The organism is Kitasatospora azatica KCTC 9699 (assembly GCF_000744785.1).
In the GTDB taxonomy this organism is placed as follows: domain Bacteria; phylum Actinomycetota; class Actinomycetes; order Streptomycetales; family Streptomycetaceae; genus Kitasatospora; species Kitasatospora azatica.
Genome location: NZ_JQMO01000003.1, coordinates 1,234,765 through 1,253,081, shown reverse-complemented (window position 1 = coordinate 1,253,081; position 18,317 = coordinate 1,234,765). Strand labels below are relative to the sequence as shown.

General features: G+C 72.3%; 16 protein-coding genes and 1 pseudogene. 6 read left to right on the top strand and 11 right to left on the bottom strand.

Annotated features, from left to right (window positions below):
* Positions 1–73: 73 nt before the first annotated feature.
* Positions 74–2,947, bottom strand: coding sequence for a UPF0182 family membrane protein (locus tag BR98_RS16695; RefSeq protein ID WP_083976658.1), 2,874 nt, complete (start codon positions 2,945–2,947; stop codon positions 74–76).
* Positions 2,948–3,131: 184 nt separating this feature from the next.
* Here BR98_RS16695 and BR98_RS16690 point away from each other — a divergent pair, with 184 nt between their 5' ends.
* Positions 3,132–3,695 (top strand): PPA1309 family protein, encoded by a 564-nt coding sequence (locus BR98_RS16690; protein WP_051969846.1) that lies wholly within the window; start codon positions 3,132–3,134, stop codon positions 3,693–3,695.
* Between the two features lie 13 nt (positions 3,696–3,708).
* On the opposite strand, the gene BR98_RS16685 is transcribed toward BR98_RS16690, so the two are convergent.
* From BR98_RS16685 to BR98_RS16670, 4 genes are all read right to left on the bottom strand, one after another.
* Positions 3,709–4,770, bottom strand: coding sequence for a YlbL family protein (locus tag BR98_RS16685; protein ID WP_063774795.1), 1,062 nt, complete (start codon positions 4,768–4,770; stop codon positions 3,709–3,711).
* A 42-nt stretch (positions 4,771–4,812) separates the two neighbouring features.
* A complete protein-coding gene (locus tag BR98_RS16680) occupies positions 4,813–5,019 on the bottom strand; it encodes a hypothetical protein (protein WP_035845591.1) in 207 nt (68 codons plus the stop codon).
* A gap of 140 nt (positions 5,020–5,159) precedes the next feature.
* Positions 5,160–5,600 carry a molybdenum cofactor biosynthesis protein MoaE gene (locus BR98_RS16675; protein ID WP_157537818.1) on the bottom strand — a complete coding sequence of 147 codons (441 nt, stop codon included), beginning with the start codon at positions 5,598–5,600 and terminating at the stop codon, positions 5,160–5,162.
* 84 nt (positions 5,601–5,684) lie between these two features.
* Positions 5,685–6,833, bottom strand: a complete 1,149-nt coding sequence (locus tag BR98_RS16670; RefSeq protein ID WP_035845586.1) for an NAD-dependent epimerase/dehydratase family protein — start codon at positions 6,831–6,833, stop codon at positions 5,685–5,687.
* Positions 6,834–7,022: 189 nt separating this feature from the next.
* On the opposite strand from BR98_RS16670, the gene BR98_RS16665 reads away from it, so the two are divergent.
* Both BR98_RS16665 and BR98_RS16660 read left to right on the top strand, forming a co-directional pair.
* Positions 7,023–8,546: a zinc-dependent metalloprotease gene (locus BR98_RS16665; protein WP_035852659.1), complete on the top strand. Its 1,524-nt coding sequence runs from the start codon at positions 7,023–7,025 to the stop codon at positions 8,544–8,546.
* On the top strand, positions 8,543–9,139 hold the full coding sequence (locus BR98_RS16660; protein ID WP_035845583.1) for an NUDIX hydrolase: 597 nt from the start codon (positions 8,543–8,545) through the stop codon (positions 9,137–9,139). Before BR98_RS16665 ends, BR98_RS16660 begins: the two co-directional genes overlap by 4 nt.
* A 7-nt stretch (positions 9,140–9,146) precedes the next feature.
* On the opposite strand, the pseudogene BR98_RS16655 reads toward BR98_RS16660, so the two are convergent.
* A pseudogene (locus BR98_RS16655) lies at positions 9,147–9,695 on the bottom strand (M48 metallopeptidase family protein); the annotation flags it as partial.
* A gap of 413 nt (positions 9,696–10,108) precedes the next feature.
* Here BR98_RS16655 and BR98_RS16650 point away from each other — a divergent pair.
* Both BR98_RS16650 and BR98_RS16645 read left to right on the top strand, forming a co-directional pair.
* Positions 10,109–11,245 carry a ThiF family adenylyltransferase gene (locus BR98_RS16650; protein WP_035845579.1) on the top strand — a complete coding sequence of 379 codons (1,137 nt, stop codon included), beginning with the start codon at positions 10,109–10,111 and terminating at the stop codon, positions 11,243–11,245.
* A 174-nt stretch (positions 11,246–11,419) separates the two neighbouring features.
* Positions 11,420–12,754 (top strand): ABC1 kinase family protein, encoded by a 1,335-nt coding sequence (locus BR98_RS16645; protein WP_035845577.1) that lies wholly within the window; start codon positions 11,420–11,422, stop codon positions 12,752–12,754.
* A 130-nt stretch (positions 12,755–12,884) separates the two neighbouring features.
* Here BR98_RS16645 and BR98_RS16640 read toward each other — a convergent pair whose 3' ends face one another.
* The 4 genes from BR98_RS16640 to BR98_RS16625 all read right to left on the bottom strand — a co-directional run bounded on the left by BR98_RS16640 (position 12,885) and on the right by BR98_RS16625 (position 16,690).
* Positions 12,885–13,205 (bottom strand): hypothetical protein, encoded by a 321-nt coding sequence (locus BR98_RS16640; RefSeq protein WP_232247441.1) that lies wholly within the window; start codon positions 13,203–13,205, stop codon positions 12,885–12,887.
* A 68-nt stretch (positions 13,206–13,273) separates the two neighbouring features.
* Entirely contained in the window at positions 13,274–13,633 is a 360-nt protein-coding gene (locus BR98_RS16635; protein WP_063774921.1) for a WhiB family transcriptional regulator, read from the bottom strand.
* 179 nt (positions 13,634–13,812) lie between these two features.
* Complete coding sequence (locus tag BR98_RS16630) at positions 13,813–14,211, bottom strand: hypothetical protein (RefSeq protein ID WP_035845573.1); 399 nt, start codon at positions 14,209–14,211, stop codon at positions 13,813–13,815.
* Between the two features lie 187 nt (positions 14,212–14,398).
* Positions 14,399–16,690 (bottom strand): ATP-dependent DNA helicase UvrD2, encoded by a 2,292-nt coding sequence (locus tag BR98_RS16625; RefSeq protein ID WP_198042236.1) that lies wholly within the window; start codon positions 16,688–16,690, stop codon positions 14,399–14,401.
* 227 nt (positions 16,691–16,917) lie between these two features.
* Here BR98_RS16625 and BR98_RS16620 point away from each other — a divergent pair, with 227 nt between their 5' ends.
* A complete protein-coding gene (locus tag BR98_RS16620) occupies positions 16,918–17,172 on the top strand; it encodes a mycoredoxin (protein WP_035845568.1) in 255 nt (84 codons plus the stop codon).
* A gap of 76 nt (positions 17,173–17,248) precedes the next feature.
* Here BR98_RS16620 and BR98_RS16615 read toward each other — a convergent pair whose 3' ends face one another.
* Positions 17,249–18,067 carry a GntR family transcriptional regulator gene (locus BR98_RS16615; protein ID WP_035845565.1) on the bottom strand — a complete coding sequence of 273 codons (819 nt, stop codon included), beginning with the start codon at positions 18,065–18,067 and terminating at the stop codon, positions 17,249–17,251.
* Positions 18,068–18,317 lie beyond the last annotated feature (250 nt).

The following is an 18,317-nucleotide window of genomic DNA, read 5'->3' as shown; positions in this document are numbered from 1 at the left end:
TGTCCCAACCATAGCACGATCACGGAGGCCGCTGCGCACACCACCGGTTCGATGGTGTGCGCAGCGCCGCAGCTCAGGGCTTGTGCTCGGCGGCAGCGGCCGCGTTGATCGCGTCCTGCAGCGCCTTCTGCGCCGCGCCGTAGGCCGTCCAGTCGCCTGCCTTGAAGGCGTTCTGACTGTCCGTGTAGGCCTTCTGGATCGCGTCCAGGGCCTGCTTCAGCGCCGGGTCGATGCTGCCCGACGGCGTGCCGGTGCCGCCCGAGGGCGGGTTGCCGCCGCTTGGCGCCGTCCCGGTGGCGCCCACCGCGGCGCCGTTGAACAGCTGCTTCAGCGTCGCGTCCAGAGTGTTCTCGAAGGCGACGTTGTCCGTCCCGTACACCGCCAGCACCTTCTGCAGCACCGGGTACTTGGCTCCGCGCGCCTTCACGTAGACCGGTTCGACGTTCAGGAAGCCGCCGCCGACCGGCAGGGTCAGCAGGTTGCCGTACTCGATGTCCGAGTCGCCGCCGTTCTTGATCAGGTTCAGCGTGGTGGCCACGTCCGGGCGGGAGTTGAACTTCGCCTGCACCTGGTTGGGGCCGGGCGTGCTGGAGTCGCTGCTCGGCACCCTGAGCAGCCGGATCTTCCCGTAGTCGGGGCCCGGGTCGGAGTCCACCGCCATGAAGGCCGCCAGGTTCTCGCGCGCGCCGGGCACGAAGCTGCTGGTGAGCGAGAAGGCGGCGTCGGTGGCCGCCGGGTCGGGCATCCGCAGCGTCAGGTAGTACGGCGGCTGGACCTGCTTGGACTCACTGGTCGGGTCGACCGGCACCTGCCAGATGTCGGTGCCGTTGAAGAAGGAGTTCGGGTCGGTCATGTGGTACATGCCCAGCAGGTCGCGCTGCACCTTGAACAGGTCCTGCGGGTAGCGCAGGTGCGGGAGCAGCGTGGCCGGGATCGCGCTCCTCGGCTCCACCGTCCCCGGGAAGGCCTTCATCCAGGTCCTCAGCACCGGGTCGCTGTCGTCCCACTGATAGAGCGTCACCTCGCCGGTGTAGGCGTCCACCGTGGCCTTGACCGAGTTGCGGATGTAGTTGACCTGGTTGCTGGGGGTGAGCACACCGCCGCGCTGGTCGGTGAGCGAGTCCTTGGTCGCGGTACCCAGCGTGGTCTTGGAGGAGAACGGGTACCCGTCCGAGGTGGTGTAGCCGTCCAGCACCCAGACCAGGTGGCCGTCCTGCACCACCGGGTAGGGGTCGCCGTCGATCGCCAGCCAGGGCGCGACCTTCTCCACCCGCTCCTTGGGCGTGCGGTCGTACAGCACCTTGGCGCCGTTGCTGATCGCCCCGGAGTAGAGGAACTGCGGCTCGGCGAACTTCACCGCGTAGGCGGCCCGGGTGACCGGGTTGTCCAGCGAGACCCCGCCGCCGCCCCCGTACTGGGAGGTCTGCAGACCGCTGTCGGAGGTGTAGTCGATCTCCCGATTGGTGCCGCCGACGATCGCGTAGGTGTCGGTCTTCTCGCCGAAGTAGATCCGCTGCTCGTAGTCGCCGAGCGATCCGCCGGCCGGCAGGCCCGACTCGGTGAAGACCGGCTGGCCGCGGTCGTCGACCTGGTTGCCCTTGGCCGCCACGGCGCCGTAGCCGTGGGTGTACTTGAAGTGGTCGTTGATCCAGTTGCGCTGCTGCACCCCGTCGAGGTTGAGCTCGCGCAGCCCGAGCACGGTGTCCTGGGCGGCGGCCTTGGGACCGTACCGGTCGATGTCCAGGGTGCCCGGGAAGCCGTAGTAGGAGCGCTGCTGCTCGAGCTGCTGGAAGGTCGGCGAGACGATGTTGGGGTCGAGCAGCCGGATGTCCGCGATGGTCTGCGCGTCCGGCGCCAGCGACTGCGCGTCCGCCGTATTGTTCGGGCTGTACTGGATGGTCTGGCTGTCCGCGATGCCGTACGCCTGCCTGGTCGCGTCGATGTTCTTCTTGATGTACGGCGTCTCCTTGGCCTGCTCGTTCGGCCTGACCTGGAACTGCTGCACGATCGCCGGGTAGACCCCGCCGATCAGCACCGCCGAGAGCGCCATCAGCCCGAAGCCGATCAGGGCCGGCGCCCAGGTCCGCCGCACCGGGGTCAGGAAGAACAGCAGCGCGCAGATCAGCGCCACGCAGAACAGGATGGTCTTGGCCGGCAGATAGGCGTTGGCGTCCACGAAACGCAGACCGGTGTAGCCGGAGACGCGCTTGAAGGAGCCGCTCTTCACCGCCAGCGCGTACCGGTCCAGCCAGTACGCGACGGCCTTCAGCAGCACGAAGATGCCCAGCAGCACCGCCAGGTGCCCCTGCGCCCCGGCGCTGGCCCGCCGGCCGGGGCCCTGCAGCCGCAGGCCGCCGTAGAGGTAGTGCACCAGCAGCGCGGCGATCACCGAGACCACCACCGCGCTGAACGCGAAGCCGAGCAGGAACTCGTACCAGGGCAGGTCGAAGGCGTAGAAGGAGACGTCCAGGTGGAACTGACTGTCCCGCACCCCGAAGGAGCTCGCGTTGGTCCACAGCAGCCACAGCCGCCACTGCCCGGCCGCCGACGCGCCCGCGATCAGCCCGACCAGCAGCGCGATCGCGAGCACCAGCCACTTGCGGAACGGCGCGATGCCCATCCGGTAGCGGTCCAGGCTCTGCTGCTCCACCGACATGGCCGACAGCGGCGGCCGCAGCCGGTACGCCAGCCAGATGTTCAGCGCGGCGACCGCCGCCATCAGCAGTCCGAAGACCGCGAACAGCCCGACCTTGGTCCACAGCTCGGTGGCGAAGACCGAGGAGTAGTGCACCGACTTGAACCAGAGCCAGTCCGTCCAGAAGCCCGCGAACAGCACGAACGCCAGGAAGAGCAGGACCAGCGCACCCAGCGTGAGCAGCAGGACCCGAGTGCGGCGCGACGGCGGGCCGACCCGTGGACGGTACGCCGGACCTTCACGGTCGGGCATCTGGAATACCAAGGCGGCACCTCTGCTGGAGTGGTCGGGGCGGCTGGGTGAACGCCGGTGGGCCGGCAGCCCACCAGAGCAACTTAACCAGCCTCGCACCGAGTTCCCAGCCGCCCTCGCACCTTCCCACCGGGCTCGGTGCGCTGCGCGGCCCGGCGCCCCGGCGACATGTGAGGATGGAGCCATGTCCGATGCCCCGAACACCCCCCTCGAGGGCGGCCTGCCGCCGGCCGCCACCCCGCTCACCCGCGCCGCCCTGGAGATCGACGAGTACGTCGCCGGGCTCGGCTGGGACCGGCCCGCCCGCCTGTTCGCCCTGGTCGACAGCGCCCAACTGCGCCGCACCGACCCGGCGGTGGCCCGGCAGCTCGGACTGGACGCCTCGCAGGACGGCTCGCTCACCCCGGTCGAGCAGGACGAGCTGCCGGCCGGCATGGCGCTGGACGAGTTCCTCGGCACCATCGCCTGGCCGGCCGGGGTGGCCGGCTGCGCACTGGTGGTCGAGCGGCTGATGCTGCCGCCGGGCGCGGAGAAGAGCCGCCCGGCCAACGCCACCGAGGCGCAGATCGCCGAGTGGGTGGCCCACCACCCGGACCGTCAGGAGGTCCGGATCACCGCCGCCGTGCTGCGCGACGGCAAGCGCGAGACGGCGCTGCGGCTGCGCGAGAAGGACATCGCCCGCGAGGTGCTGACCGGCCCCGACCTGGTGCCGGGCCTGACCAAGGCACTGCTCGCGACCTTCGCCTGAACTACGACGAGTCCTACGAGGCCTGGCAGGACGGCAGTGCCGAGTCCTGCCCGGCCCGGACCTGGCCCAGCGCCTTGAGCGCGTCGTCCAGCGTGTCCACCTTGATCAGCCGCAGCCCGTCCGGGGTGTTCTTGCCCGCCTCGGCGCAGTTCTCGCTCGGGGTGAAGAAGTAGCGGGCGCCGGCCTCCCGGGCCGCGATCACCTTCATCGAGATGCCGCCGATCGGCCCGACCTTGCCGTGGTCGTCGATCGTCCCGGTGCCGGCCACGAACTTGCCGCCGGTCAGGTCGGTCGGGGTCAGCTTGTCCACGATGCCGAGGGCGAACATCAGCCCGGCGCTCGGCCCGCCGACGTCCTGCAGCCCGATGTCTATGGTGAACGGGAAGGTGTGCGTGGTGCCGGGCACGATGCCCACCATCGCGCGGTCGGAGTCGGGGGCCTTGGTGGTGGTGATCGGGACCTGCTTCTCCAGGGCGTCGGTCGGGTCCTTGGAGCGCACCGTGAAGACCACCGTCTCGCCCGGCTTGTGCTTGGTCACCAGCGGCGCCACCTGGGTGGGGTCGGTGACCTTGGTGCCGTCCACCGCGATGATCTCGTCACCCGCGTGCAGCCGGCCCTCGCTCGGCCCACCGGCCACCACCGAGGCGACGATCAGCTTGGTGCCGACCGGGTAGCCGAGCTGGTTCAGCGCGGCCGTCTTGGCGCTGTCCTGCGAGGAGGCGAACTCCTCGGCGTTCTGCTGCTCGGACTGCTGCTCGGTCTGGCCCTTGGGGTAGAGCGTGTCGTGCGGCACCACCAGCTGGTCGTCCCGCAGCCAGCCGACCACGACCGAGACCAGGCTCGGCTGGTAGTTCGCACCGGTGACCTGGACCGTGGTCATGTTGAGGTGACCACTGGTCGGATAGGTCTGCTGCCCCGAGATGCTGATCACCGGGGTCCCGGACTGGACGCCGAGCGTGTTGTACGTCGGTCCCGGGCTCAGCTGCGTGTACGGCACCGGGAGCAGCACGGAGACGCAGAGCAGCGCTATGAGCGTCAGGGTGGCGGCGAGCATCGTCGCAGAGCGGCGTGGCATGCCACGACAGTACGGGACCACCCCTGCGCCCCGCCCGCCGGGTCAGCGCCCCTGGCCGTCCGAGACCTTGTGCCCGTCCGACACCCGGTAGCTGCCGGTGCTGCGCTCCATGGCCGCCAGGAACCGCTGGTGCTCGGCCAGCGAGGCGCCGTCCCCGGTGGCCTTCGGCGGACGGGCGGCCCAGGCCGCCCACAGGACGGCGATCACGCCCGCGGCGACAGGGATCCCCAACCAGGCCAGCGCTGCCATGTCCGTCCTCCCAGCTCGTCGTGCCTATCAGCACATTAACCGCCTGGACGGTGAACGGCGGCAGCGCCATCCGGGTTACGGCAGGTCAGTCACTGCCACCCGGTGGGCGCATTCATGTGTCCGGTTGGGCTGAGCGGGTGTCAGCAGGAGCCTGCGCCGACCCACTCCTCCTCGCCGTCGGAGAAGACCTGGTGCTTCCAGATCGGCACCTCGTGCTTCAGATCGTCGATCAGCTTGCGCGCGGCGGCGAAGGCCTCGCCCCGGTGCGGACAGGAGACGGCGACGATCACGGCGGCGTCGGTGATCTCCAGCCGGCCGATCCGGTGCACCGCCGCCAGCGCCTTCACCGGATAGTCGGCAACCACCTTCTCCGCGATCCGGCGCATCTCCTGCTCGGCGCTCGGGTGGCAGCTGTACTCCAGCGCGGCGACCGACTTGCCGCCGTCGTGGTCGCGGACCGTCCCGACGAAGACCGTGGTGCCACCGGCGGCGTCATGGCCGACCGCCGCGTAGACCTCGTCGAGGGAGAGCGGCGTCTCGCGGACGGCGAGCAGACGGATGGGGTCGTGGTTCTCGGACATGCTCCCAATGATCGGTCATGCCCGGGCTCAACCGGCAATTGTCGGGTCGTCCAATGAATCCGCGGGCCTCAGGGTCCGCCGGCCCTAGATGCGCCGCCGCTTACGGGCCCGCCGGACCAGCGCCGCGGTGCCCACCAGGGCCACCGTCGCGCCCGCCGCGCCCAGGCTGGTGGCGGCCTCCTTGCCGCCGAGGCGCCGCCCCGCCACCGCGTGCTTGCCCGCGACCTGGGCGAGCAGCTCGGTCAGCACCTCCTCGTTGCTGTACTGCGGCCGCCAGCCCGCCTCGTGCAGCCGGCTGCCGGACACCACCCACGGGTACATGGTGTACGCCAGGTCCCCGGCCGGGGCCGGGGTCAGGCCGAGCCGGTGCAACCGCGCGGCGGTGCCCAGCGCCAGCGAGGCGGGCAGCTCCATCCGGCGGATCCCGGAGAGCTCCTCCACCTGCTCCTGCTCCAGCCAGCCGTCACAGCCGACCGTCACCTCGCCCTCGACCAGGCCGAGCGCCGCGTACTCCAGCGCGGTGGCCAGGTCGTCCACGTGGCAGAACTGCCAGCAGGGCCGCGAGCCGGCCACCACCAGGAGGCGCGGCGCCTCGAAGTGCCTGGTCAGCACGGTGTCCACACCGGGACCGACCACCACGGCCGGGCGCAGCACGGTCACCTGCAGTCCCGGGTGGGCGCGCGGCGCCCGGCGGGCCAGCCGCTCGATCTCCAGCAGGTCGCCGACCAGGCTGGCCTCCTCGGTGGCCCGCAGCTCGGAGTCCTCGGCCAGCGGCACCTCGTTGTCCGGCAGCGCGCCGTAGACCATCGCCGAGGTGCAGAGCACCACCCGGTGCACACCGGCGGCCGCCGCGGCGGTCACCACCGTCTGCGCGCCCCGGACGTTGTACGCGCTGCGGGCCCGCGGATCGGACTCCATGCCCAGGTCCATCGCCAGGTGCACCACCACGTCCACCCCGCGCAGCCGTTCGGCCACCGCCGGATCGCGGACGTCCAGCACCCGCCACTGCACTCCGGCGGCCTCGCCGCGTCGGTCGTCGATCGCCAGCACCTTGCGGATGCCGGGCGAATCGACCAGGCGGCGGACCAGGCGCTCACCGAGCACGCCGGCGGCGCCGGTCACGGCGACGGTGAGCGGCCGTCCGCCGTAGGCTGGGGGCGCGGACCCAGGCGCCACCTGGGCCTCCTCGCCCCCGGTCAGCCCAGAGCGAACGTCCGAAGGCGGGGAACTCACCGGCCATCCTCCACGGTTAGCTTATGTGCGTACGTACGAGTGTCACGTACGGTCCATCCTGCCCGAGGAGAGGGCCCGGCGGTGCACCCGGCGCGGGCGCGCCCGCTGTCTGCGGCAACCTGCCGTCCGCTTAGCCATTTGCTTTCCCGCCACCGCCCCCGCGTGACGGCCGACCAGATCGAGGACCCCGTGAGCGACCTCCCCTTCGGATTCGGTGTCCCGCCCGAGGAGCCCGAGGAGGGCAAGGACCAGGGCGGCAAGAAAGACGACAAGTCCGGCGGCGAGCCGGAACAGCCCCAGTCCTTCGGCTTCGGCGCCAACCCGTTCGGTGCGTTGTTCGGCGCGGGCGGTCCCGGTGGCGCCGGCGGGGACAACCCCTTCGCCGCCATGATGGGCGGCCTCGACCCCAACGACCTGGGCGCCGCGTTCCAGCAGCTCGGCCAGATGCTCTCGTTCGACGGCGGCCCGGTGAACTGGCAGCTGGCCAAGGACATCGCCCGCCAGACCGTGGTGGCCGAGCCGGCCGAAGGCAAGGCCAAGGACCGCTCGGTGAGTTCGGCCGAGCGCTCGGCCGTCGAGGAGTCGGTGCGGCTCGCCGAGCTCTGGCTGGATTCCGCCACCGAGTTCCCGTCCTCCTCCGCCAGCGCCGTGGCCTGGAGCCGGGCCGAGTGGATCGAGGCCACCCTGCCGGTCTGGCAGGAGCTGGTCGACCCGGTCGCCGAGCGGGTCGGCAACGCCATGGGCGGCGTGCTGCCCGAGGAGATGCAGGCCATGGCCGGTCCGCTGATGGGCGTGATGCGCTCGATGGGCGGGGCCATGTTCGGCACCCAGATCGGCCAGGCCCTGGGCGCACTCGCCGCCGAGGTGCTCGGCTCGACCGACGTCGGCCTGCCGCTGGCCCCGGCCGGCAAGGCCGCGCTGCTGCCGCAGAACATCGCCGAGTTCGGCGAGGGCCTGAACGTCCCCGCCGAGGAGGTGCGGCTCTACCTGGCCCTGCGCGAGGCCGCCCACCAGCGGCTCTTCGCCCACGTGCCGTGGCTGCGGGCCCACCTGTTCGGCGCCGTCGAGGCCTACGCCCGCGGCATCAAGGTGGACACCTCCCGGATGGAGGAGCTGATGGGCCGGCTCGACCTGGAGAACCCCGAGGCGCTGCAGGAGGCGCTGGGCAACGGCCTGCTGCAGCCCGAGGACACCCCGGAGCAGAAGGCCGCGCTGGCCCGGCTCGAGACGGCCCTCGCACTGGTCGAGGGCTGGGTCGACGCGGTGGTGCACGCCGCCGCCGAACCGCACCTGCCGCAGTCCTCCGCGCTGCGCGAGACGCTGCGCCGCCGCCGCGCCACCGGCGGTCCGGCCGAGCAGACCTTCGCCACCCTGGTCGGCCTGGAGCTGCGCCCGCGCCGACTGCGCGACGCCTCCCGGCTGTGGGCCTCGCTGGCCGACGCCCGGGGCGTCGAGGGCCGCGACGCGCTCTGGGAGCACCCCGACATGCTGCCGACCGCGAGCGACCTGGACGACCCGGACGGCTTCGTGCACCGCGACACCACCGAGCCGGCCGAGGGCGGGCTGGACTTCGACGCGATCGACAAGCTGCTCGGCGAGGCGGCCGGCGGCTCCGCCACTGCCGGGGCCAGTGCTGCCGGGGCCAGTGAGGCCCCCGAGGCTGCTGAGACCGACGGCGACGACAAGAACGACAAGGACAAGCCCGCTTCATGACCCTCCTGAACACCGGCCTGCACACCGACGCCACCTCGGCCCTCGAGTCCTGGGCGCCGACCGACCCCGACCAGGAACAGCTCCGGCGCGACTACCTGGACCACCTGACCAAGCATCAGGACGGCCTGTTCAAGTCCTGCCTGCCCGCCCACATCACGGCCAGCGCCGCCGTGGTGGACCCGGCGGCCGGGCGGGTGCTGCTGACCCTGCACCCGAAGGTCGGGCTCTGGCTGCAGATGGGCGGCCACTGCGAGCCTGGCGACGCGACGCTGGGCGCGGCCGCGCTGCGCGAGGCCACCGAGGAGTCGGGGATCGCCGGGCTGACCCTGCTCTCGGCCGACGGCGCCGACGGCGGGCGTCCGGTGCCGGTGAAGCTGGACCGGCACCAGGTGCGGTGCACCGGCAAGGACCGGCCGGAGAACACCCACCTGGACGTGCAGTACGTGGCGCTTGCACCGGCCGGGTCCAAGGAGCTGATCAGCGAGGAGTCGCTGGACCTGCGCTGGTTCGACTTCGACGCGCTGCCGGAGCTGACCGACGATTCGGTGCGCCGACTGGTCGGGCTGGCCCGGGAACTGGTCGCCACCGTCTGACGGCGGCTCAGCCGCACACCTCGGGCTCCTCGGCAGCACCGCCGCGGGCCCCGGGGATGTGCGGCAGGCGGGCGGCGGAGATGACGCCCTCCAGGTAGCCTCGGGCCCGCTCGGTGCGCGGGTAGGCCTCCAGCAGGGCCCAGAAGCGCGGTCCGTGGTCCGGGACCAGCAGATGCGCGAGCTCGTGCAGCAGCACGTAGTCCAGCACGTACTCGGGCATGCCCTGGAGGCGGTGCGAGAGCCTGATGGTGCGCTCGCTCGGGGTGCAGGAGCCCCAGCGGGAGTTCTGGTTGGTGACCCAGCGCACCTGGTCGGGGCGGGCCCGGCCGTCGAGGTAGCTCGCGGACAGCCGTCTGGCCCGCTCGGCCAGCGCGTCGTCGCCGAGCGTGCGACGACTCTCCTGGGCGGCCAGCCGGTCGAGCATCTGGGCCACCCAGCGCTGCTCCTCGGCCGAGGACATCCGGGCCGGGATCAGCACGATCGTGCGATCACCCTCGCGGTAGGCGGAGACGGTACGGCTGCGACGGGCGCTGCGGCGCACCTCGACCGGGCCGGTCGTGGTGTGTGGTCCGGTGGTCGTGCTCGGGCCGGTCGTGGTGTGTGATCCGGTGGTCGTGCTCGGGCTGGTGGTCGTGCTCGGGCTGGTTGTCGGATGCGCGGGCGTCGCGAACCCCGACCCGGCCGCTGCACGGGCACGCCGAGGCGACGCCGAGGGCTGGGAGTCCCGTTCGGCTGCCATGGCACACGACGTTACCTGTTGACACTGACAGAAGTCCGCTGCCCCGGCCGAATTCTTTTCAACGGTGATCAACATTCATCGAAACTGAATGCTGGTCAGATGATCTCCGGCGCTTGTGGATAACCGGTTAGGGGAATTTCCGCAGCTGGGAGAGGCTCTCTTTACGCACCGGAGTCGATCGCATCCATTCGGCAATCGCCTCGCTGGTACCCCCGGGAAAGGAGCACCGCATGCGTCCCATGCTCAAGCCCGCGCTCTCCCGTGCCTGGCGCGATCAGCAGACCCTGCAATTCGGTACCGCCCCCGAGCGGGCCCAAGTGGTCGCCCAGGCCGACGAGCGGTTCTGCGCCTTCCTCACCCTGCTGGACGGCGAGCGCGGCGTCCCCGCCGTGACCGCCGCCGCCGAGCAGCTCGGCCTCGCCTCCGAGTACGTCACCCAGGCGCTGCACTCACTGGAGCAGACCGGCCTGCTCGAGGACGCCTCCGCGGTCGAACAGGCACTGGCCGGGATCCCGCCGAGCCGCCGGGCGCTGCTGGCCCCCGATCTCGCCTCGCTCTCGCTGCTCAGCCCCGAGCCCGGCGCCGGGGCCGGCACGCTGGCCCGGCGGACGGCGCTGCGGGTGGAGGTGCGCGGGGCCGGCCGGGTCGGCGCCGCGGTGGCGGCCACCCTCGCGGCAGGCGGGGTCGGCACGGTCGAGGTGGTGGACCAGGGCCGGGTGCTGGCCGGGGACTGCGCGCCGGGCGGCATCCCGGCCGCGGACGTCGGCCGGCCGCGCGGCACCGCCGCCCGCGAGGCGGTGCGGCGGGCCGCCGGTCTCCCCCCGGCCGGGAGCGGCACCCCGGACAAGAGCACAGCAGACTGCGGCCGAGCGGGCAGCGGCACGCCCGACATCGACGAGGCGCGGGCGACGCCCGGGCGGCCGCCCGATCTGGTGGTGCTCGCCCCGCGCGACGGCAGCGGTGCCTTCGCCGGCTCCGCGGTCGAGGCGCGGGGCCTGATGCGCTCCGGCGTGCCGCACCTCTACGTGGGGGTGGTTGAACACCTGGGCGTGGTCGGCCCGCTGGTGCTGCCCGGCGCCTCCGCCTGCGGCGGCTGCGTGGCGCTCACCCGCACCGACCGGGACGCCGCCTGGCCCCGGTTGCTGGCCCAGCTGGCCACCGAGGGCCCGGGGCGGGCTCGGGAACCCGCCTGCGACGGTGCGCTCGCCTCGGCGGTGGCCGGGCTCGCCGGGCTGCACGCCCTGCTGCTGCTCGACGGGGTGCGGCCACCGAGCGTGGACGGCTGGTGCGAGGTCTCCGCCGTGGACGGCATGGTCCGCCGGCTGCGGCTGCCCCCGCACACCGAGTGCGGTTGCTACTGGCGCTGAGCACTGCGCGCCGAGCACCGCACCTCACCGGGCACCGCACGGTGGGCGGGCGAGCCGTGTGGCAGGCTCCGGCCGGGCGCTGAGGGGGAGCGGGCACAATGGCCTAGTGACCGCCGTCCCCCGGTCGCCGCAGCCGCGGTGACCGCTGGCGCACGCTCGATTGGGAGGCCCCGGGTGAGCGATCTTCCGCGTAAGGCTATGACCCGCACCGCACGGCTCGCCGCCCTGCCGTTGGGGATAGCGGGGCGGGCCACCCTGGGCCTGGGGAAGCGGATCGGCGGTCGCTCGGCCGAGGCGGTCACGGCCGAGCTCCAGCAGGCCACGGCGGACCAGCTCTTCAAGGTGCTCGGTGAACTGAAGGGCGGTGCCATGAAGTTCGGGCAGGTGCTCTCGGTCTTCGAGGCGGCCCTGCCGGAGGAGGTGGCCGGCCCGTACCGGGCGGCCCTGACGAAGCTTCAGGACGCCGCCCCGCCGATGCCCGCCGCCAGTGTGCACGCGGCGCTGGCCGAGCGGCTCGGCAAGGACTGGCGGTCCAACTTCCGCAGCTTCGACGACCGGCCGGCCGCCGCGGCCTCGATCGGGCAGGTGCACCGGGCCGTCTGGCAGGACGGCCGACCGGTCGCGGTGAAGGTGCAGTACCCCGGCGCGGGCGAGGCGCTCCTCTCCGACCTCGGCCAACTCAGCCGGGTGGCCTGGCTGGTCGGGCCGCTGATCCCGGGCCTGGACATCAAGCCGCTGATCACCGAGCTGCGCAGCCGGGTGGCGGAGGAGCTGGACTACGCCCTGGAGGCCGAGGCCCAGCAGGTGCACGCCGAGGAGTTCGCCGACGACCCGGACATCGTGGTGCCCGCCGTGGTGGCCCAGGCCGACCAGGTACTGGTCACCGAGTGGTTGGACGGTACGCCGCTGGCCGAGGTGATCGCGGGCGGCGGCCAGGCCGAACGCAACCGCGCCGGACACCTGCTGGCCCGCTTCCTCTTCGCCGGCCCGGCCCGCACCGGTCTGCTGCACGCCGACCCGCACCCCGGCAACTTCCGGCTGCTCAAGGACGACGGCCCGGCCGAGGGCTGGCGGCTCGGCGTGATGGACTTCGGCACGGTGGACCGGCTGCCCGGCGGGCTGCCGCAGCCGATCGGCGACTCGCTGCGGATGGCGCTGGCCGACGACGCGGTCGGCGTGCTGGAGATGCTGCGTGCCGAGGGCTTCGTGAAGCCGACCATCGAGCTCGACTCGGACGCGGTGCTGGACTACCTGCGCCCGATCATCGAACCGGCGGCGGTCGACCGGTTCCACTTCACCCGGGCCTGGATGCGGTCCCAGGCGGCCCGGATCGCCGATCCCCGCTCCCCCGCCTACAACCTGGGCAAGCAGCTCAACCTGCCGCCGGACTACCTGCTGATCCACCGGGTCACGCTGAGCACGATCGGGGTGCTCTGCCAGCTCGGTGCCCAGGCTCCGTTCCGGGCCGAGATGCTCGACTGGCTCCCGGGCTTCGCCGAGGAGGAGTAGCCGGACGCGGCGGTGCCCCGGTAGCCCCGACTCTCGGGGTTACCGGGGCACCGCCACACGGTGAGGAGTGCTCAGCTCACAGCGCTCGGCTGGCTGCAGCTCAGCCGACTGCGGCTCAGCTCACACCAGCTCAGAGCACCGCGCCGGCCAGCACCTTGCGGGCCCGCAGCGAGGCGCGCTCGGCCTTGCGGCGCAGCTTGGCGACCCGCATCGCCCGCAGCGCGAGGCGTTGGTCCTCGGCCTCCTGGAGGCGTTCTTGCATATGGGCACGGGCCAGGTTTTCCTGCATTAGATGCATCTCAAGGGTCCTGTTCTGGATCAGAAGTTCGGTGGTCTGCTCGGCGCGGGCGCTGGGCCCTGCGGTGATCGCCATGTCGTGGTCCTGCTCGTGGTGGTTCGTCGGGTACGGGGTCTGGATCGCGGCATCAGCCTGGGCAAGGGCGATGCGCACGGAGTGGCGCAGTGCGCCGTCCGCCGGGGGGCATTCCCGGGGGACTGTGGCTGCTCGCGGCGCGGGGATCACGCCGAAACCTCGGTCTTGCGCGGGCGACCACGCGGCCGCTTCCGAGCGACTACGACACCCTGGACGAAGAGCTCGCCGCCCCAGACGCCCCACGGCTCGCGGCGGTCGAGGGCGCCGGCCAGGCAAGCCTCCTTGACCGGGCAGGTGCCGCAGAGGGACTTCGCGTACTCGACATCGGCCGGGGTCTCAGCGAAGAAGACCTCGGGGTCGAAGGAGCGACACGGGATGGGGGCGCCGAGCGTCTCGGCGTCGTCGAGCGCGGTGATCTGCATGAGAGAGCCTTCCGGAGGGGGGAATGGAGCGAGCGCGGCCGTGGTCGGCGTTGTCGGCGGTACGGACGGGAGGGGCGGTGTGATGACCGTGGACACTGGTGGCGTCTTCCTCGTCTTGGTTTCTGGTTCCGATCCAGCCGACTGGCTGGCTGGATCGGAGGCCCCGAGGGGCCTGGTGGTCTGTCGTACCGGACAAAACAAGAGGGCCGCGGATCCCGGTGTACGGGTTCCGCGGCCCTGGAGGGTGCCGACCTGAGGCTTCCTCAGGTTCGCTCTCTCCAGGGTTCAGGCCCGCGGAAGGCCCTGTTCCGGATGACCTCGGCGCCGATAAAGGCGGCCTTGGCCTGGTTGATCAGCTGCTCGTCCTGCTTGGCGGCTCCGGCACCGACGACCTGCAGATAGGCGCCATGCTTGGCCGCCGCTTCCACTGCCTTCGGTGCCTCGGTCGGTCGCTCATCGCGCATCACACGCGGGGAGTCGACGGCGACCGTGCCCCAGCCCAGGGACAGACCGGTCTCGACAGCCGTTCCCAGGACGCTGAGCACACTGGTGCGCGAGGCACCAGCAGCGCCGGGAGCGCCGACAAGGGCGAGGGCGCACAGCGAGGAGACGACAGAGTTCTGGCCAGTCAGGTCGGTGGTGATCGTCTTCGTGGTGTTCACTGTCTTCGCCTCCCTCGGCGTCTCGCGGTGCCCAGTCCCCCGGGCTCCGGTGTTCGGATGTCTGTCAGTCGAGCTGTCCTGCGATGGGGCAGGGGAAAGCCCCCTCAGGAGTGCTCCTGAGTGGCTTCGCGGTCGCGTCCCCTTGACCGCTCCGGCAGGCTATTGCGCTTCATGCACAGCGCGCAAACTATTTTTCCGGCGAGTTTCGGGAGTCATCGCCGGCGAGGTCGCCGACGGCTTCACCCGAGGGGTCGTCCGACTCAGCGGCCCGGTCCACCTCGGGGTCTTCCCCCGAACACAACGACAGCACGTCGGCCCCGTACTTGTCCAGCTTCATGGCACCGACACCCGAGATCAACGTCAGCTCCGCGACGCTGGTGGGCGCGTCCTCGGCGATCGCCATCAGGGTCGCGTCGGTGAAGACCACGTAGGCCGGCACGGCCTGTTCCTTGGCCCGCCGGGAGCGCCACTCGCGCAACCGCTCGTAGAGCCCCTCGTCCATCGCGGACGGGCAGTCCTCGCAACGGCGCAGCTTGCGCTCGACCGCCTCGGTCAGGGTGCGCCCGCAGACCCGGCACTTGACCGGCCCGCGTGGCGCACGCCGCCCGGCCGAGCGCTCCACACCGCCCTGCCCACTCCCCTGGGCGCCGCCCTTGGCCCGCCCGGCGGCGCCGGAGCCCGGGCGGAGCCCGTCCAGGAACCGGCTGGGCTTGCGGTTGCCCCGCCCGCCCGGGGAGCGCGACAGCGCCCAGGACAGGCTCAGGTGGGCCCGGGCCCGGGTCACCCCGACGTAGAGCAGTCGGCGCTCCTCCTCCAACTGCTCGTCGGTCTTGGCGTAGATGATCGGCAGGGTGCCCTCGGTCAGCCCGACCAGGAACACGGCGTCCCACTCCAGGCCCTTGGCCGCGTGCAGCGAGGCCAGCGTGACCCCCTCGACCGCCGGGGCGTGCTGGGCGGCGGCCCGCGCGTCCAGCTCGGCGACATAGGCCGCCAGGTCGGCGGGCTCGCCGGCGGCCAGCCGCCCGGCCTCGAACTCCTCGGCGAGGCGGACCAGCGCGGCCAGCGACTCCCAGCGCTCGCGCACCGCGCCGGAGCCGGCCGGCGGCGTCGGTGTGAAGCCGCGGGTGGTCAGCACGGCGCGGACCTGGGCGGCCAGGTCGGGTGCCTCGGCGGTGAGCGGATCGTTGCCGGCCCGGGCGGCGCCGCGCAGCAGCAGCCCGGCCTCCCGCACCTCGGGCCGCTCGAAGAACCGCTCGGCGCCCTTGAGTTGGTAGGCCAGGCCCAGATCGGCCAGCGCCTGCTCGTAGACCTCGGACTGGCTGTTGGTCCGGAACAGCACCGCGATCTCGCTGGCCCGCACGCCCTGGGCCATCAGCTCCTTGATCCGGTGCGCGGTGCTCTCGGCCTCGGTCGGCTCGTCCGCGTACTCGACGTAGACCGGCTCGGGGCCGGGCTCGCGCTGCGAGATCAGCTCGAGGCGGTGCCGGGCCGCCTCGCCGCGGGCCTGCGCGAGCAGCCCGTTGGCCAGGTGCACCACCTGCGGGGTGGAGCGGTAGTCGCGGACCAGCTTCACCACGGTGGCGTCGGGGTGCTTGGTCCGGAAGTTCAGCAGGTAGTCGGGGGTGGCGCCGGTGAAGGAGTAGATGGTCTGGCTGGCGTCGCCGACCACGCAGAGGCTGGCCCCGCTGCCGCCGCCGGTCCACTGGTCGAGCAGCCGCTGCTGCAGCGGCGAGACGTCCTGGTACTCGTCGACGGTGAAGTGCCGGTACTGGCCGCGCACCCGCTCGGCGATCTCCGGTCGGTCCTCCAGGATCGCGGCGGTGAGCAGCAGCACGTCCTCGAAGTCGATCACATTGCGGTCGCGCTTGGTCTGCTCGTAGGTCGCGTAGACCCGGGCGATCTCGGCGGCGTCGCGCGGGGCGTCGCGGCCGGCCTTGAGCACGGCGACCGGGTAGTCGTCCGGGACGATCTGGGTGACCTTGGCCCACTCGATCTCGCTGGTCAGGTCCCGCAGTTCGGAGCGCTGCACGCGCAGGCCGCTGCGCCCGGCGGCCTCGGCCACCAGCTGGACCTTGCGCTCCAGCAGCCGGGGCACCTCGCCGCCGACGGCGCGCGGCCAGAAGTACTGAAGCTGGCGCAGCGCGGCGGCATGGAAGGTGCGGGCCTGGACCCCGTCGGCGCCGAGCTGGCGCAGCCGCCCGCGCATCTCGCCGGCGGCCCGGGCGGTGAAGGTCACCGCCAGCACCTGCTGGGGCTGGAAGACGCCGCTGCGCACCCCGTAGGCGATCCGGTGGGTGATCGCCCTGGTCTTGCCGGTGCCGGCGCCGGCCAGCACGCAGACCGGCCCGTGCAGGGCGGTCGCGACGGCTCGCTGCTCCGGGTCGAGCCCGGCCAGCACGGCGTCCGGGTCGCCCGGGCGGGCGCCGTGGCCGCCGTGACTGCCGTACCCGCCGCCGTCGATCGAGAGCTCTTCCTGCATGGGCTCCATCCTCTCAGCCCGCGGTCCGTGCCGGAGGTCTGTGCCGGACGTCACTGCCGGACGTCGCTGCCCGGTCCGGACATCCTGGCAGCCCGTACCGACACCGGGCCCCGGGTTGTCCACAGGCTCGGTATGACGATCAGTCCGCCGCGCCCGCTGGAATGGCCGGCCGCTCGCGTACGTTGTGCACCGGCGAAAGTCCGTTCCCTGGAGAAGGAGCCTGTTCGATGTCCGGCAGCGTCACGATGTACAGCACGACCTGGTGCGGCTACTGCACTCGTCTGAAGAGCCAGCTGGACCGCGAGGGAATCGGCTACACCGAGATCAACATCGAGCAGGACCCGGCCGCCGCCAAGTTCGTCGAGGAGGCCAACGGCGGCAACCAGACGGTGCCCACCGTGCTGGTGGTGGCGCCCAGCGGCGAGCAGGCCGTGATGACCAACCCGAGCCTGCTCCAGGTCAAGAAGGCGCTCGCCGCCTGAGGCCCAGTCCCCGGGCGCCGCTCCGAGGCTTCGTCGGGGCGCCTTCGTCGGGGCGCCTTCGTCGGTGCGCCGCGCGTCAACTCCGCGCGGCGCGCCGGGCTTCCAGTTCGCCCAGGCCGTAGACCAGGCGGCAGCGGTCGGCGGAGTAGCGGGTCTCGATCACCCGGACCGGGCCGCGCCCGTCGTAGGTGACCCGGGTCTGCACCAGCAGCGGGACACCCGGCCCGCCCTGGAACCACTGGGCCTCCTCCGGCCCAGGCATCCGGGCGACCAGTTGGTCCACCGCGCCGATCTCCACCCGCCCGAGCACGGCCAGCACCGCCTCGTCCCCGCCCGGCACCGGGTCGGGCTCCATCAGCGCGGTGCCGGCCGCCACTCCGGCCCGGTAATGGCTCTCCTCGATCGAGTAGGGCTCACGGTCCATCAGCCGCAGTTGGCGGCGGACCACCACGGCCTCGCCGGGCCGCAGCCCGAGCCGCTCGGCGACGTCCACCCGGGCCCGCACGATCAGCATCTCGAACTCGGTGGTGAGCGCCCGGCCGGCCGCCCCGGCCTCGGCCGCGTAGACCTCGCTGGGTGCGGCCAGCCCGTCCCGCTGGGCGGGCAGCCGGCCGGTCTGCGGCTGGGCCGGCAGCGGCAGCTGGTCGAGCGGCGGCCCGTAGGCGCGGTGGTCGAGCACCGGGTGCTCGCGCAGATAGGTGCCCTTGCCCTGGAGCCGCACCAGCCGCCCCTCGTTGACCAGCACGTCGACGGCCAGCCGGACGGTGTTGCGGGCCACGCCGTACTGCTGCTCGAGCTCGGACTCCACCGGCAGCGCGGTATCGGCGCGCCATTCACCGGCCGCGATCCGCCGACGCAGGTCGGCGGCCAGCCGCTGGTACTTGGGGGAGGACACGCTTCCACTGGAGAGGGTCACCCTGGAAATGTAGCGATTGAGCTGATGGCCTTTCAGCTAAACCGACCATAATTGGCCATGATTGCCTGAGCAGTACCGCTCCGGGTGCCCCTCGGAACGTTCCTGGCCTGCATGGATGACCGATCTTGAAGCAGCGCCGCGCTATTCCGCGCGCAAAGCAGCGAAAGGGGGCGCGCATTAACCTCTGCACGCCCCCGAACCACCCGCCACGGAACGCCCGAGCGTCCGT